The sequence below is a fragment of the Amycolatopsis panacis genome (assembly GCF_003600245.1).
Lineage (GTDB): Bacteria > Actinomycetota > Actinomycetes > Mycobacteriales > Pseudonocardiaceae > Amycolatopsis > Amycolatopsis sulphurea.
Genome location: NZ_QZFV01000151.1, coordinates 1 through 15140 on the forward strand (window position 1 = coordinate 1; position 15140 = coordinate 15140).

Genomic DNA, 15140 nt, shown 5'->3' on the forward strand with positions numbered 1-15140 from the left:
GTGAGGGTGCCCCTGACGGACTCAGAGTCCGTGAAGGGGCCCTTCACAGCCCTCCGCAGCTGCGCAGGGCCCTCCACACCGACTTTGCCGACGCCCTAGCCTCAGAGTCCATTAGGTTCCCTTCACAGCCCTTCAATGGGCGGCCGCCGCACTGCGCGAGCCCGGTGTGGTCGCGAGCGTGCGTGACGGCCGCGTCCGGGTGGGTTTCCATCTCTACAACACCGCTGACGACGTCGAACGCGTTCTCCGCGCATTCGCCTGAAGGTCCGCGTGACAGTGAACTACCGTAGGCCCGTGGTCAACCCGCAATCCCCCGCCGGCCCCTCGGATACGGCACCGCTGGCCGCCGTGCCCTCCCGGCCCTCCCCGCCTCCCGCCGGTCCCCGTACGCAGCTGCTACGCGGCGCCGGACTGCTCGCGGTCGCCGTGGCGGCCGGACTGGTCTGGTACCTGATCCGGCACGACAGCGCCCCGGCAGCGCAGCCGGTCGCCCAGCCGTCCGTGACCAGCTCGGCGACGCCTTTCACTCTCGTCGAAGGGCCGGTCAAGTCCACTGACTGCGCCGCCAACGCGTACAGCCGCGCCAAGAAGTACTTCCAGCAGAACCCGTGCAGCTCGCTGTCGCGCGCGCTGTACACAGTGCCTTCGGGCACGGAGAAGGCGCTGGTCTCGGTCGTGCTGGTGACGATGCCCACAGCGGCCCAGGCCGCCGAACTCAAGCAGCTGACCGACCAGGACGGCACCGGGAACGTGAGCGACCTCGTACGCGACGGCACGTATCACGCCGCCGGAGCGCCGAAGCTCAGCGGTACGCAGGCCGAATACGAATCCACAGTCACCGGCAACGACGTGACCATCGTGCTCGCCGACTTCTACGCCAAGCACCAGGACCCGGCGGCGCTTCAGAGCATCGCGAAGGACGCGCTGAAGCTTTCGGCCAAGCAGCGCTGAGCGTCAGGCCGGCTGTCCGGGCATCGCGACCGCAGTCGGCTTCTCGCCGGCTTCCTTACGCCACGGCGTGCCACGGCGCGCCGCCGCGATCAGCGCCTGCAGTGCCATGGTGCGCAACCCGCTGTCGTCGGTGTGGGTAATGACACCCAGCCACGCGGCCGCGGAGTCCGCTTCGGAGCTCGCCACGAGCGCGGCGGCGGACGCTGCGTCCGTGACCGGCTTGGGTGGCACGTACGCCGCTTCGGTGGCCACCGGCGTCGCTTTCGCCGAACTGATCATCTGCGTCAATGTGTCACGGCGTGCGGTGTGCTCGGCGTGGCCGGCCCTGAGCGCGCCGCCGTAGTCACCGGCTGGCAGGAACGCGGTGACCAAGCCGTACACCCACAGCGCGGCGTGCTCGGCGGCGAGCGCCTTCTGCAGGGAATCGACGGCGCCGCCGGGTGCCCCACCGGACGGCGCGGAGATCGGCTTCGCGTCGTCGCCCGGCCCGAGCGACGGGTCGATCCGCTGCAGGGTCGCGCAACCGGCGGCGACGGCCGCCACCAGCCCGGCCCGGTAGGCGGGCAGCGTCGGCACCAGGTGCTCCGCCTGGCTCCGGGCGGCGGCCAGGCGATTCCGGAAGTCCGCCAGCTCGGCCACCGCGGGCGCGGCCGGAGCCTCCTGCTTCGGCCGGTTCAGCCGGTCCACCTCGGTCTTCAGCGCGGCTGCCTGCGCCGCGCGCGCTTCGGCCAGCTCGGCCGCCGCCCCGCCCAGCTTCCGGGCCGCGGCGGCGTCGGCGTCGGCCGCGGCCAGCAGCGGGGCGAGGGGATCGGGGCTCTCGTCTCCGCCGGAGCACGCGGCGAGGGGCAGGGCCGTGGCGGCGACGGCGCTCAGGGCACCCAGGCGCAGCAGCCCGCGCCGGGAGTACTCGGTCGGTGATGCGGTCACGCCGCCCCATACTGCCAGGCCCGGCCGGGGCGCCGCCGCTCGCGCGTCCCGGCGGGAGTGCACGATAAGCTGGTCCCTCACCGTCCACAGTCGTGACCAGCCCGCGTCACCTCGGCCGAACAGGAGTGCTCCACGTGCCCAACGAACTCGCCAGCCGGCTGCAGCCGATAGTGGCCGCAGCCGTCTCCACCGCGGGTTTCGACCTCGACTCGCTCGAGGTACAGCAGGCCGGCCGCCGTCAGCTGGTCAAGGTCGTCGTCGACGCCGACGACGGAGTCGGGCTGGACGAGGTCGCCGAGGTCAGCCGCACGGTGTCGGCCGCCCTCGACGCGAACGAGCACGTGCTGGCCAGCGCCTACACCCTCGAAGTGACCTCGCCGGGCCTGGACCGGCCGCTCACCCAGCCGCGGCACTGGCGGCGCGCGCGGTTCCGGCTGGTGCGGATCACCCCCGCCGAGGGCGCCGAGTACGTCGCCAGGGTCGGGCCCGCCGGCGAGCACAGCGTGCGCGTGCTGGCCGAGGGCAGGCTGACCGACGTGGCCTACCGGTCGGTGGCCAAGGCGGTGGTGGAGGTCGAGTTCAAGCAACCGCCCGCCGAAGACCTGAAACTGCTGAGCGGGGACGAGACCGCGGGGGAGGAGCCGAAGTGAACGTCGACATCGCCGCACTGCGGGCGATCGAACGGGACAAGGACATCCCCTTCGACACGGTGATCGAGGCCATCGAGACCGCACTGCTGACCGCCTACAAGCACACCGAAGGCCACCAGTCGCACGCCCGCATCGACGTCGACCGCAAGACCGGGCTGGTCCGCGTCCTCGCGCACACCCTCACCCCCGAGGGCGAGGTCGACGAGGAGTGGGACGACACCCCGGAGGGCTTCGGCCGGATCGCGGCCACCACCGCCCGCCAGGTCATCCTGCAGCGGCTGCGCGACGCCGAGCACGAGAAGACCTTCGGCGAGTTCTCCGCCAAGGAGGGCGAGATCGTGGCCGGGGTGGTGCAGCGCGACGCGCGGGCCAACGCCCGCGGCATGGTGGTGGTCCAGGTCGGCGACACCGAGGGCGTGCTGCCGCAGGCCGAGCAGGTGGCCGGCGAGTCCTACGAGCACGGCACCCGGATCAAGGCGTTCGTGGTCGGGGTCTCGCGCAGCAACCGCGGCCCGCAGATCATGCTGTCCCGCTCGCACCCGAACCTGGTGCGCAAGCTGTTCGCGCTGGAGGTCCCGGAGATCGCCGACGGCACCGTCGAGATCGCCGCGGTGGCCCGCGAACCGGGACACCGGTCCAAGATCGCGGTGCGCTCCACGGTGGCCGGGGTGAACGCCAAGGGCGCCTGCATCGGCCCGATGGGCGCCCGCGTGCGCAACGTGATGAGCGAGCTGGCCGGGGAGAAGATCGACATCATCGACTGGTCCGAGGATCCGGCCCGGTTCGTCGGGAACGCGCTGTCCCCGGCGAAGGTCGTCTCGGTCACGGTGGTGGACGAGCGGGCGAAGACCGCGCGCGTCGTGGTGCCGGACTTCCAGCTCTCCCTCGCCATCGGCAAGGAGGGCCAGAACGCCCGGCTCGCGGCCCGGCTGACCGGCTGGCGGATCGACATCCGCAGCGACGCCGCGCCCGGCGAGCCGCAGGGTGAGCAAGGCCACGCCGGGCCGCCGCGGCCCGCCGCGGCCACCGGTTCCTCGGAGTGAGAGCACAGGCGCTAGACTCGACAATGGTTCAGCGCCCGCGGCGGGTAAGCGTCAGCACAGCCGAGCACCAGCGTCACCGGTCCTTCCCGGTGCGCACGTGTGTCGGCTGCCGGCAACGGGCACTGATCGGTGAGCTGCTGCGCGTGGTCGCGGTGGACGGGCGGCTGGTCGTCGACGGAGGTCGGCGGCTGCCGGGCCGGGGAGCATGGCTGCACCCCGGGCCGGGCTGCCTGGCCCGCGCCGAGCGGAAGCGGGCGTTCCCCCGGGCCCTGCGGGTCCCGGGCACGCTCGAGACCGACGGCGTCCGTGAGCACCCGGCGTTCGCCGTGGACATCGGTTCCGGGACCTTCCCGGGGCCGTCGGAAACAAGGAAGCAGGTCGACCCGTCATGAGTCAGCCGTGAAGCTGAAGCCATGAACGCGCGACAATAAGGACGAGGTCAGCGGGTCCCCGCCTGGCCTCTCTTAGATGAGGAGAGCTGTGCCAGGCAAGGCCCGTGTACACGAGCTCGCGAAGGAGCTCGGTATCACCAGCAAGGAAGTTCTCGCCAAGCTCAAGGAGCAGGGCGAGTTCGTGAAGTCCGCGTCGTCCACCGTCGAGGCGCCGGTCGCCCGTCGGCTGCGCGACGCGTACCCCGCCAAGGGCGGGAAGAAGTCCGGCCCGACGCCCGGCCCCCGGCCCGCGCCGCCGGCCCCGAGCGCCCCGCGTACCCCGGCTCCGGCCCAAGGCGGCGCGCCGAAGCCGCCCGCGGCCCCGGCCGCGCCCGCGGTGAAGCCGGGTCCGCAGGCGGCCAAGCCGTCCGGCCCCGGTGCCCGCCCGGGCCCCGGTCCGCGGCCCGGTCCGCGACCGCCCGCCCCGGCGCAGCAGCCGGCCCCGGCCGCCGCGCAGGCGAACGAGGCCCCGGCCGCGAAGCCGGCGCCGAAGCCGCAGCAGGACGCCGCGGCCGCCTCGGTCGTGCCGCCCAAGCCGCAGGGCCCCAAGCCCGGCGGCCCGAAGCCCGGTCCGCGCACCCCGCGGGTCGGCAACAACCCGTTCGGCGTCGGTTCCGGCGCCCCGGCCCCGCGTCCGCCGGCCCCGCGCCCCGGTTCGGGCCAGGGCGGCGACAACCGGCCGCCGCGGCCCGGTGGCGGCGGTGACCGTCCGGCCCCGCGGCCCGGCGGTGGCGGCGGCAACCGGCCGACCCCGGGCAACATGCCCCCGCGGCCGAACCCCGGCATGATGCCGGGCCGCGCCCGGCCGGCCGGGCCCGGTGGTCAGGGTGGTCCCGGTGGCCGTGGCGGACCCGGTGGCGGCGGTCGTCCCGGTGGTGGCGGCGGCGGTCGTCCCGGCGGTGGTGGCGGCGGCTTCCGCGGCGGCCCCGGTGGCGGCGGCGGTGGCGGCGGTTTCCGTCCCGGCGGTGGCGGTGGCGGCGGTGGCTTCCGTCCCGGTGGTGGCGGCGGCGGTGCCCCGGCCGGTGGTGGCGGCGGCTTCCGCGGTGGCGGCGGCGGTCGTGGCGGCCCCGGTGGCCGTGGTGGCACGGCCGGCGCGTTCGGCCGTCCCGGTGGACCCTCGCGCAAGGGCCGCAAGTCGAAGCGGCAGAAGCGCCAGGAGTACATGGACAACATGCAGGCGCCCAGCGTCGGCGGCGTCCGCCTGCCCAAGGGCCAGGGCGAGACGATCCGGCTGCCGCGCGGTGCCTCGCTGACCGACTTCGCGGAGAAGATCGACGCCAACCCGGCTTCGCTGGTGCAGGTGCTGTTCCACCTCGGCGAGATGGTCACCGCGACGCAGTCGGTGTCCGACGACATCCTCGAGCTGCTCGGCGGCGAGATGAACTACCAGGTTCAGGTCGTCTCGCCCGAGGAGGAGGACCGCGAGCTGCTGGAGACCTTCGACATCACCTACGGCGACGACGCCGGTGGCGAGGAGGATCTGCAGGTCCGGCCGCCGGTCGTGACCATCATGGGTCACGTCGACCACGGTAAGACCCGGCTGCTGGACACGATCCGCAAGACCAAGGTCCGCGAGAGCGAGGCCGGCGGGATCACCCAGCACATCGGTGCCTACCAGGTGGAAACCCAGCTCGAGGGCAACCCGCGGCTGATCACCTTCATCGACACCCCGGGTCACGAGGCGTTCACCGCCATGCGGGCCCGTGGTGCCAACTCGACCGACATCGCGGTGATCGTGGTGGCGGCCGACGACGGGGTCATGCCGCAGACGGTCGAGGCGATCAACCACGCGCAGGCCGCCAAGGCCCCGATCGTGGTGGCGATCAACAAGATCGACAAGGAGGGCGCGAACCCGGACAAGATCCGGCAGCAGCTCACCGAGTACAACCTGATCGCCGAGGAGTACGGCGGCGACACGATGTTCGTCGAGATCTCCGCGCGGGAGAACATCAACATCGACGGGCTGCTCGAGGCGATCCTGCTGACCGCCGACGCCGCACTGGACCTGCGGGCCAACCCGGACATGGAGGCACAGGGCGTCGCGATCGAGGCACACCTCGACCGCGGCCGCGGCCCGGTGGCCACCGTGCTGGTGCAGCGCGGCACGCTGCGGGTCGGAGACTCGGTCGTGGCGGGCGACGCCTACGGCCGGGTCCGCCGGATGGTCGACGAGCACAACGAGGACGTCACCGAGGCGCTGCCCTCGCGTCCGGTCCAGGTCATCGGGTTCACCTCGGTGCCGGGCGCGGGCGACACCTTCCTGGTGGTCGACGAGGACCGCGTCGCCCGGCAGATCGCCGAGCGCCGCTCGGCCCGCACGCGCAACGCGCTCAACGCGCAGCGGCGCAAGCGGGTCAGCCTCGAGGACCTCGACTCCGCCCTGAAGGAGACGAGCAGCCTCAACCTGATCATCAAGGGTGACAACTCCGGTACCGTCGAGGCGCTCGAGGCGGCGCTGCTGCAGCTGGACGTCGGCGACGACGTGGAGCTGAGCATCGTGCACCGCGGCGTCGGCGGGGTGACCGAATCGGACATCGACCTGGCGACCGCGTCCGACGCGATCGTGCTCGGGTTCAACGTCCGGGCGCAGGGCAAGGCGACCGAGCGGGCCACCCGCGAGGGCGTCGACGTGCGCTACTACACGGTCATCTACCAGGCGATCGAAGAGATCGAGCAGGCGCTCAAGGGCATGCTCAAGCCGGAGTACGAGGAGGTCGAGCTGGGCCGCGCCGAGGTCCGCGAGGTCTTCAAGTCCTCCAAGATCGGCACCATCGCCGGTTGCCTGGTGATGTCCGGCGAGATCCGGCGCAACGCCAAGGCCCGGCTCCTGCGCGACGGCACCGTCGTCGCGCAGAACCTGCCGATCAGCTCGCTGCGCCGGTTCAAGGACGATGTGGTCGAGGTTCGCGAAGGGTACGAGTGCGGTCTCACGCTGGGCTCGTACAGCGACATCAAGGTCGACGACCAGATCGAGACCTACGAACAGCGCGAAAAGCCGAGGAGCTAGCGCTAGCAGAGAGCAGGGGCGTGCTCGCAGGCTGCGCTCGCCCCTGCTCTCCTTCGCGGTGTCCTTTGGGGGTCGAACCCCCAAACCCCCGCCAGGGGGCGCGCCCCCTGGACCCCCGTCGTGGGTGGTTGCGTTTGTCGCTCCACGCTCGTGACGGGGTGGGAGGGCGTCCTGGCCCTGGGCACTCACCTTGCGTCGCAGGGCTGTGAAGGGACCCTTCACGGACTCTGAGGCTGTGAAGGGTCCCTTCACAGCCTCGTGGTCGGGGGGTGCGGGGCGGGTGTGGTGTGTCGTGCCCCCGGTGGGAGCGGGGGGTGCGGGGGCTCTATCGTGATGTGTGGCGGTCGGGTGCCGTGTCCCGGTCGGGGTGGGGTACTTGGACTGCTGTCGTGGTCGCGTGCTGCCGTGGTGGTCGCGTTCGGAGCCGAAGGTGCCTGGTTATGTTCGTCGGAGCTCTTGAGCTCGACCTGCTGCTCGAAGATGTGCATTCACTAAAACAGAAACGGTCCCTGGTCCGGCCGGTGGTGGCCGAGCTGCGCAAGCGGTTCACGGTTGCCGTCGCCGAGGCCGGGCATCTGGACCTGCACCGGCGCGCCCTGATCGGGGTGGCCGCGGTCGCCGCAGGAGGCGACCATGTCCGGGACGTGCTCGACTCGTGCGAGCGGCTCGTGGCCGCGCGGCCGGAGTTCACGTTGCTCTCCGCGCACCGCCGGGTCCTCGGCCCGGACGATGAGAACTGAAGATTTCGAAGAAGGAGACCTCAGCCATGGCCGATCCCGCTCGGGCACGCAAGCTCGCCAAGCGGATCTCGCAGATCGTGGCCTCGGCGATCGAGCACGACATCAAGGACCCGAGGCTCGGCGCGGTGACCGTCACTGACGCCCGCGTCACCGCGGACCTGCACGACGCCACGGTGTACTACACGGTACTGGGTGAAAGCGTCGACGCGGAGCCGGACTTCGCGAGCGCCGCCGCCGCGCTGGAAGCCGCCCGCGGCGTCCTGCGCACCAAAGTCGGCCAGGGCACCGGCGTCCGCTACACCCCGACGCTCACCTTCGTCGCGGACAGCATCCCCGACGACGCCCGCCGTATCGAAGAGCTGCTCGCCAAGGCCCGCGAGGCCGACGCGGAGGTGGCCCGCCAGGCGACCGGCGCCCAGCACGCCGGCGAAGCGGACCCGTACAAGCCACCGCGCGATGCGGAAGAAGACGAAGCCGCAGAAGAGGAGTCCCGGGGCTGAGATACGGCAATACAGGTGCGGCGTACGCCGCGGCACCCTGCCGAGTGGTGCCGCGGCGTATGTCGCCGCCTGCGCCCGGCGCCCCGCCCCGGTGGGTGCGCCGCCCCCGGCTGCCCCGTCCGCCCGGTAGCCGTCCCTGACTCGCGCGAAGACCGTGCGCCGGCCGCGCCGAATTACTCCGAAATCGCGATCCGGGTTTCTCCCGCAATTCTCGACAGACCCATTCGGTCTGAGGCCTTGTGTGCCGTCCCCGACGGTCTCTGGTTTCGGGTATTCGGGAATGTTCACCGGGAATGGTTCAAGATAGGTCACGACCGCAACGCTGGGCCAATGCAAATGCGCCGAGGCGGCAGAGTCTCTCGGGTGCCGCCGAGCACGCACTGGACGAATACGAGACGGCGAAAGGGGATCTCGGCGCAGGAAACGTCGCTTTCGACTGGATTCCCGACGCCGATCGCCGGAGCCCCGTGTTACGGCGGCTCTCGCGCCACCCCCGGGTGGCGGAGGTTCACGGGTGGGCGGTTGCGACTGTCCACGAGCGAACTGTTGCGCAAACGGCCGGTCGGCTATCGCTCCGGCCCACGACGATCGCAAGACGTGGCCTGTCCCGGGCTTCGGCGGACCGCGGCCGGGCCGTCCCCTGAATGGCCCACGCTTCCGTGGGTGGCTTCACCCTGTTGCTGGTACCGGGCGCCGATGGACCTGCCGACCTCGTGCGGGCGCAGGAACTCGCCGGCGCGATGCGGGCGGATTACGGCGAATGGGTTCTCTCCGTATTGGTCACCGGCGACAGGCATCCGGCTTTCGACGAGGATCACACCGTTGCCGACCGGCTGGGGGAACTGGCGCAGCAGTACGAGATCAGCCACGGTGAGGCACGGGCGATCCTGGTGCGGCCGGACATGTACATCGGAGCTCACTGCCGGCTCGATGAGGCGACTGCTCTGGTGGGACACCTCGCACAGTGGCTGACACCCAAGGCGCCTTTGTGACAGGGTGTCGGCAAAGTTGGTCGGGGACCCGGCAGTGGGCGATGCGGAGGTGTGTGCGACCACCTCGTGGCGTGCGCCGGACCGGTTTCGGGTCCGTGAAGGGACCCTTCACGGACTCAGAGTCCGTGAAGGGTCCCTTCACGGACCTCTACACCGACTTTGCCGGAACCCTGGCCTTTGTGAAGACCCGGCCGATAGTGGAGTGATCCAGTTTCGGGATGTTCTCGGTAAGCGCGACGTGGTTCTTCAGCAGCCGCAAGGACCAGCGGCGACACGCTGCTGGTCCGTTTGCTGAATTGGGCGTATGGCTCTTCGTCGGATCAGGTGAACAACGCCGCCGAACGGCCGACAGGCCGGTGAACTCGCGGCGCGGAAACCCGCGAGACCAGGTCAGGAGGACCCCGTGAACCAGGCGCAGATGATGCCGATGAGTGAGCTGTCCCAGGACTTGTACGGATTGTCGGCGGCGACCGAGGAGGCTTTCCTCAACTACGGCAAGGCCTTGCTGGTGATCGCGGGAGCGGACGGGGAAGTCGGCGAAGCGGAATTCGCGTGGCTGGTCCGCCACCGGCGGAAGATGGGCGTCCCGGAACACGTCATCGACAAATACCGGGAATTCGACTACCGCGCTGCCGATCTCACCACCTTGCACGCCCCCGTCGACGTGGAACGGGCCGTGAACGACCTGCGGGCGGCGCTCTTCCACGTCAGCAGCCTGCGCGCCGAAGTCTGACCGGGGATCAGGCCGCGGGTTTCGAAGCCACCACGAGATCGCGCACGATTGCTTGGTCGACGCGGTGGGCGAGTTGCTCGTACGGGCCGCCTTCGCGTACTTCGAGGCCTGCGCGGCCCAGGATCGTCACCAGTTCTTTGCGTGGCAGCACGTGGGTGTTCCACGAGATTCCCATCGCGCCGCCAGGGCGCAGTACACGGGTCCAGACGGGTACTGCGGCGGCGAGGAGGTCGCGTGGGCTGCGAGTGAGGCCCGCTTCGCGGTGGCTGCCGTGCTGGACGCCGTACGGCGCGTCGGTGACGACCAGGTCCATCGAAGATGGGCGTAGCAGCTCGTCCGCGGTGAGAGTGTCGGCGTTGTAGTAGACGACGCGACGGGTCCGGCCGGCCTTGTAGTCGTCCTTGTCGAAGGCGTACTCCACGTCGAGGCGACGGCCGAGGCGCACCTTGTTACGGCGCAGCTGTCCGGCGTCCGCGGTGTGCTTCACCCGCTTCGTACGCAGCCATGTCTTCAGGAACTGTTCGTACGCTTCGAAATCGCGGCTGTCGACGTCAAGACCGGTCGCGTCGAAGCCGTACATCATCGCTTGGTTGAGCGTGGTTCCTCGGCCGCACAGCGGGTCGAGTACGTGCAACGGCCGGCCAGGCCAGTCCGCGGGCGCTGCGGTGGCCAGCAGGGTGAGATTGAGGAGCAGCTTGGTGAACTGCTCGTTGGTCTTGCCCGGGTACTTCTGGATCGTGAGGAGGTCCGAGTCGGTCTCGGCGAGTGGCCGTACCGTCACCGGCGCCAGGAGGCCTTCGCGTAGCTCGAAGAGCGCGTACAGCGACGACAGGTTCGACAACAGCGCGAGGTCGGTTTCGCTCAGCGGCTCGGCGCAGGTGAACTTCACGTAGCCGACGCCGCCCAGCTCGACCTCCTCGACGTTCGAGACCGCGGCGCGCATCCCGGTCATGCCGAACACCGCCAGCTCGGCGCGTAGCAGGGTCGGTGACGACGCGGCGTACACGCGGTTGGCGGACGGAAGGACAAGGATCACGTACTCAGGCATCCCGCAGAGCGTAGCGTGACGCACTGTGACAGCTTCTCTGGCGCAGGACATTGAGGCCGCAGCGACACTGCTGGCCGAGGCCACCGACGTGACTTTGCTCGGGCATGTACGGCCGGACGCGGACGCACTCGGCAGCGCGCTGGCCCTCGGCCATGTGCTGCACCGGCGTGGCGCCCGCGTACGTGTCTCCTTCGGCGAACCCGACGAGACCCCGGAAACGCTCGCTTGGCTGGACGTTGACGGTCTGCTGACCCGGGTTGCCGACTTGCCGGCGACAGACGGTCTCCTAGTGGCTCTCGACACCCCGACGCCGGCTCGGCTGGGCCGGCTGGCGCCGCGTGTGGCCGTAGCCCGCGCCGTCCTCGTCGTCGACCACCACGCGACCAACGCACGCTATGGCACACATCACGTCGTCGACGAGACCGCCGAAGCGACCGCGGTGCTCGTCGCACGAATCATCGACGCCATGGGCGAAGAGCTGGACGAACCGACCGCGCGCAGCCTGTACGCCGGAATCGTCACCGACACCAGTGGTTTCCGCCGAGCAAGTCCCGAGACCCACCGGATAGCTGCGCGTCTGCTGGAAGCGGGCGTCGATCCGACAGAGGTGACACGGCGGATCATCGACGACCATCCGTTCGCTTGGCTGCCGATGTTGTCGACTGTGCTCGCTGAGGCCTGCCTGGAGCCGGATGCCGCGCAAGGCTTCGGCTTCGTGCACGCAGTGGTCCGCGCCTCGGCCGCGGCCACTGTACGCAGTGAGGAAGTGGAGTCGGTGATCGACGTGGTGCGCGCGACCAGCGAAGCGGGCGTCGCCGCGGTGCTGAAGGAATCCGGATCGGCCGACGACGGTCCGCTTTGGACGGTGTCTCTCCGTTCGGCGGGCACGTTGGACGTTTCCGCGGCGGCTGCGGAACTGGGCGGGGGAGGTCACCGCCAGGCCGCGGGCTGCACCGCGACCGGCTCCGCGGAACAGGTGCTGGACCGGTTGCGCGAGGCCCTGTCCCGCGCCCCGCAGCTCTAGCTTCCCGGCCCACTGCGAGGCAGCTCAGGATGTCTGCTCGGCGAGATTGCAGGCCGACAGTCAGGGGGAGAGACACAGCGGCCGGGGTGTTTTCATCATTCCTGTCGGGCGTGGCCGTTACGCTCTTGCCGTGTCCGAAAGCTCTCCCTCCGTCGTGGCCTCCGTCGAGCGTGTCCCTGCTCGGCGGGTGCTCGGTCTCGCCGTGCCCGCGCTCGGTGTGCTGGCCGCCGAGCCGTTGTACGTGCTGGTCGACACCGCGGTGGTCGGGCACCTCGGCGCGCTGCCCCTGGCCGGGCTCGCGCTGGGTGGGGTGGTGCTGTCGCAGATCTCCACGCAGCTGACCTTCCTGTCCTACGGCACCACCTCGCGCACCGCCCGGCTGCACGGTGCGGGGCGGCGTTCCGACGCCGTGCGCGAGGGGGTGCAGGCGACCTGGCTCGCCGTGCTCGTCGGGCTGGTGCTGCTGGTCGCCGGGCAGGCGCTGGCCGGGCCGGTCGCGCGGGCGCTGTCCGGTAGTGACGAAATCGCCGATGCCGCGGTGTCCTGGCTGCGGATCGCACTGTTCGGCGCTCCGCTGATCCTGGTCACCATGGCGGGCAACGGCTGGATGCGCGGGGTGCAGGACGCCGCGCGGCCGTTGCGATACGTGCTGGCGGGCAACGGGCTCTCCGCCGTGCTGTGCCCGCTGCTGGTGTACGGCGCAGGCTGGGGGCTGGAAGGCTCGGCGATCGCGAACGTCGTCGCGCAGGTCGTGTCGGCCGGGCTGTTCTTTGCCGCGCTGGCGCGGGAACGGGTGCCGCTGCGCCCGGATTTCGCCGTCATGCGGGCACAGCTGGGCCTCGGGCGGGACCTCGTGCTGCGGAGCCTGGCGTTCCAGGCGTGCTTCGTTTCCGCCGCCGCGGTGGCCGCCCGCACCTCCACCGAGGCCGTCGGCGCGCACCAGGTGGTGCTGCAACTGTGGACGTTCCTGTCGCTGGTGCTCGACTCGGTGGCGATCGCCGCGCAGTCACTGGTGGGCGCCGCGCTCGGCGGCGGCGCGGCCCGGCAGGCGCGCGGGGTCGCCGGCCAGATCACCGGCTACGGGCTGATCTTCGGCTGCTTCCTGTGCGCGGTGTTCGCCGCGCTGTGGAGCACGCTGCCGCACGCGTTCACCTCGGACCCGGGCGTCCTCGGCGAGATCCCGCACGCCTGGTGGTTCTTCGTGGCCCTGCAACCGATCGCCGGCGTGGTCTTCGCTCTGGACGGCGTCCTGCTCGGCGCCGGCGACGCCGCCTTCCTCCGCACCGCGACGCTGCTCAGCGCGGGGTTGGGCTTCCTGCCGCTGATCTGGCTGTCCCTGACCTTCGGCTGGGGCCTGACCGGCATCTGGACCGGGCTGTCGCTGTTCATGGTGCTGCGCCTGGGCGCGGTACTGGTCCGCTGGCGCTCCGGCCACTGGGCGGTGACGGGCGCGGTACGGGAAGCCTGACCCACACCGCCAGTCGTTGGCGTGGCACAGACCCGGTACCCCTCTCAGCGCAACGGCAACGACTGGCACCTCGGGCGGCGTACTCCGAAATTCTCGCAAATATTGCTATTTGCCGTAGGGGGTAGAATAAATTTAAAAGAACTTAAGCGCGATCAGCTCGGTGCTGTCGGGTTTGCTTCGAATGAGAACCTCTCCCTGGTTATCCCAGACCTCTTCCAAGTAGGCATAGACCTGCAATGCCCGGTTAATGGTGTCCGTCTTGGAGTCTCCGGTCAGTTTTACGGCGTTTTCCAGTGCTCGGGACGCTCGTGGGGCCAAGTTGACCGTCACGCGCTCCAGGCCTCCTCCTCCGCCCTTGGCGCTCGGCGCTGGCTTGGTCGAGTCGTTCTGCGACTTCAAGTCATCGTTGCCAGTCTGTTCATCAACCGTTCCTTGGGTCATTTTCCCGCTTTCTCATTGATGCACCGGTCGGAGACTTGCGCGTATAGTCATGGGAGTATGTCCGAGGGTGTTCGCATCATCTTGGGGACGCGCGTCGTCCGGATGATCTTTCCGGGTTTGCGTCGCGGCCGGCGCCTGCCCCGGCCGGTTTCGCGCGGTGACCCGTACCTGCATCTCGGAATCGACATCTCCACTGTTGTCATATTTGTGATATTGAAGATTGTTGCATGGAAGTCAGGGCAAATCACACCGGCGAGTGAACCTCCGGCAGGGTCTTCTCACCTTGCGACGGATGTCATCACTTTGTCAACTCTAAAGTGCATACAAGTGCCGCATGCAACACGTACGTGTCTGACCGTTCCTGCAGGTCGAACGTGCAGGTTAGTGGGCTATACGACCTCTGGGTGATCGTCTAAGGGTAAAAAATTACTCACGGTTAACTGTATGTCGGCAATTGGTGACACGGGCGAGGACTTCGGTTGCTCATATGTGCAATTGTGGCTGGCAGCTGTGGTCCCTGTTCGTAGGCTGAGTCCCGGACTCCGGCGCCGGTTGGACGTTCGAGTGCCCTGCATGGGTGGGTGAGGTGCGCTGGCGGGCGTTCGTGGCGCGGTCGTCTCGCGGCCAGCACTCCCGACACTGAACCCAAGCGCGAAAGCTGTGTAATATTCTCATGTAAGGCTCATGAAGAGCGGTCGATCTACTGGCATCAGATGCCTTGGTGTTAAGGTCATGCATGCTGGGCCTTGCCTCGTGCTCTGGCTCTGCTTCGCGCAAGCGTCCCTCCGGCCGGGGCGAATGTTCCGGTTGGAGGTCACAAGGAAGGCATCGAGCTTGAGCGTTATTCAAAACCCCAGGCTATTGAGAAGAAGAACAGTCCGCGCGTGGCGTCGTAGGCGTCGCGGTAGGTGGAGTAGGGGCGGCGGTAGTCGGTGTGAAGTATTCGCCAGTTTTTGAAGTGTGAGACGACTCGTTCTATGGCTGCGCGGAGGGCAGATATTTCGGCGTTACTTTCTTTGTCTCGTTTGCTGAGTTCTCCTCCTTTTGGCTTTTTTCGCGGGGTGACCAGGCTGGTGCCTTGGTAGCCTTTGTCGCCGATGCCGCCGCCGGAGTTTCGGACGACCTCAGCAAAGGGTGTCTCGTCGAACGCCTTCTTGTCGTGCGTTTTTCCGGGGAGTGGGTCCG

The 15140-nt window shown here is 69.5% G+C and carries 15 protein-coding genes; 11 read left to right on the plus strand and 4 right to left on the minus strand.

What is annotated here, in order from left to right; genetic code table 11:
* The first annotated feature begins 294 nt into the window (after positions 1–294).
* On the plus strand, positions 295–951 hold the full coding sequence (locus tag D5S19_RS30740) for a hypothetical protein (protein ID WP_120026849.1): 657 nt from the start codon (positions 295–297) through the stop codon (positions 949–951).
* Between the two features lie 3 nt (positions 952–954).
* On the opposite strand, the gene D5S19_RS30745 is transcribed toward D5S19_RS30740, so the two are convergent.
* A complete protein-coding gene (locus tag D5S19_RS30745; protein WP_120026850.1) occupies positions 955–1878 on the minus strand; it encodes a ferritin-like domain-containing protein in 924 nt (307 codons plus the stop codon).
* A 134-nt stretch (positions 1879–2012) separates the two neighbouring features.
* On the opposite strand from D5S19_RS30745, the gene rimP reads away from it, so the two are divergent.
* From rimP to D5S19_RS32640, 8 genes are all read left to right on the plus strand, one after another.
* Positions 2013–2528 carry a ribosome maturation factor RimP gene (gene rimP, locus D5S19_RS30750; protein ID WP_120026851.1) on the plus strand — a complete coding sequence of 172 codons (516 nt, stop codon included), beginning with the start codon at positions 2013–2015 and terminating at the stop codon, positions 2526–2528.
* Positions 2525–3571 carry a transcription termination factor NusA gene (nusA, locus tag D5S19_RS30755; protein ID WP_120026852.1) on the plus strand — a complete coding sequence of 349 codons (1047 nt, stop codon included), beginning with the start codon at positions 2525–2527 and terminating at the stop codon, positions 3569–3571. Before rimP ends, nusA begins: the two co-directional genes overlap by 4 nt.
* 23 nt (positions 3572–3594) lie before the next feature.
* Entirely contained in the window at positions 3595–3963 is a 369-nt protein-coding gene (locus D5S19_RS30760; RefSeq protein ID WP_120026853.1) for a YlxR family protein, read from the plus strand.
* An 88-nt stretch (positions 3964–4051) separates the two neighbouring features.
* On the plus strand, positions 4052–7009 hold the full coding sequence (gene infB, locus D5S19_RS30765) for a translation initiation factor IF-2 (protein ID WP_120026854.1): 2958 nt from the start codon (positions 4052–4054) through the stop codon (positions 7007–7009).
* 440 nt (positions 7010–7449) lie between these two features.
* The gene (locus D5S19_RS30770) at positions 7450–7749 is read left to right on the plus strand and encodes a DUF503 domain-containing protein (RefSeq protein ID WP_098514202.1); all 300 of its coding nucleotides are present in this window, start codon (positions 7450–7452) and stop codon (positions 7747–7749) included.
* A gap of 26 nt (positions 7750–7775) precedes the next feature.
* Entirely contained in the window at positions 7776–8249 is a 474-nt protein-coding gene (gene rbfA / locus D5S19_RS30775; RefSeq protein WP_120026855.1) for a 30S ribosome-binding factor RbfA, read from the plus strand.
* Positions 8250–8893: 644 nt separating this feature from the next.
* Positions 8894–9241 carry a hypothetical protein gene (locus D5S19_RS30780; protein WP_120026856.1) on the plus strand — a complete coding sequence of 116 codons (348 nt, stop codon included), beginning with the start codon at positions 8894–8896 and terminating at the stop codon, positions 9239–9241.
* A gap of 403 nt (positions 9242–9644) precedes the next feature.
* Positions 9645–9974, plus strand: coding sequence for a hypothetical protein (locus D5S19_RS32640; protein ID WP_199730796.1), 330 nt, complete (start codon positions 9645–9647; stop codon positions 9972–9974).
* A 7-nt stretch (positions 9975–9981) separates the two neighbouring features.
* Here the strand turns inward: D5S19_RS32640 and D5S19_RS30790 are convergent, their stop codons facing one another.
* Positions 9982–11022 (minus strand): TRM11 family SAM-dependent methyltransferase, encoded by a 1041-nt coding sequence (locus D5S19_RS30790; RefSeq protein WP_199730797.1) that lies wholly within the window; start codon positions 11020–11022, stop codon positions 9982–9984.
* Positions 11023–11047: 25 nt separating this feature from the next.
* On the opposite strand from D5S19_RS30790, the gene D5S19_RS30795 reads away from it, so the two are divergent.
* Together D5S19_RS30795 and D5S19_RS30800 are read left to right on the plus strand one after the other, a co-directional pair.
* Positions 11048–12046 (plus strand): DHH family phosphoesterase, encoded by a 999-nt coding sequence (locus D5S19_RS30795; RefSeq protein ID WP_120026858.1) that lies wholly within the window; start codon positions 11048–11050, stop codon positions 12044–12046.
* Positions 12047–12176: 130 nt separating this feature from the next.
* Positions 12177–13514 (plus strand): MATE family efflux transporter, encoded by a 1338-nt coding sequence (locus tag D5S19_RS30800; RefSeq protein ID WP_120026859.1) that lies wholly within the window; start codon positions 12177–12179, stop codon positions 13512–13514.
* Between the two features lie 132 nt (positions 13515–13646).
* Here the strand turns inward: D5S19_RS30800 and D5S19_RS33450 are convergent, their stop codons facing one another.
* The gene (locus D5S19_RS33450) at positions 13647–13955 is read right to left on the minus strand and encodes a ribbon-helix-helix domain-containing protein (protein ID WP_233574272.1); all 309 of its coding nucleotides are present in this window, start codon (positions 13953–13955) and stop codon (positions 13647–13649) included.
* Between the two features lie 841 nt (positions 13956–14796).
* Positions 14797–15140: transposase family protein (locus D5S19_RS30810; protein ID WP_147397535.1), on the minus strand; the 344-nt coding region annotated here is incomplete at its 5' end.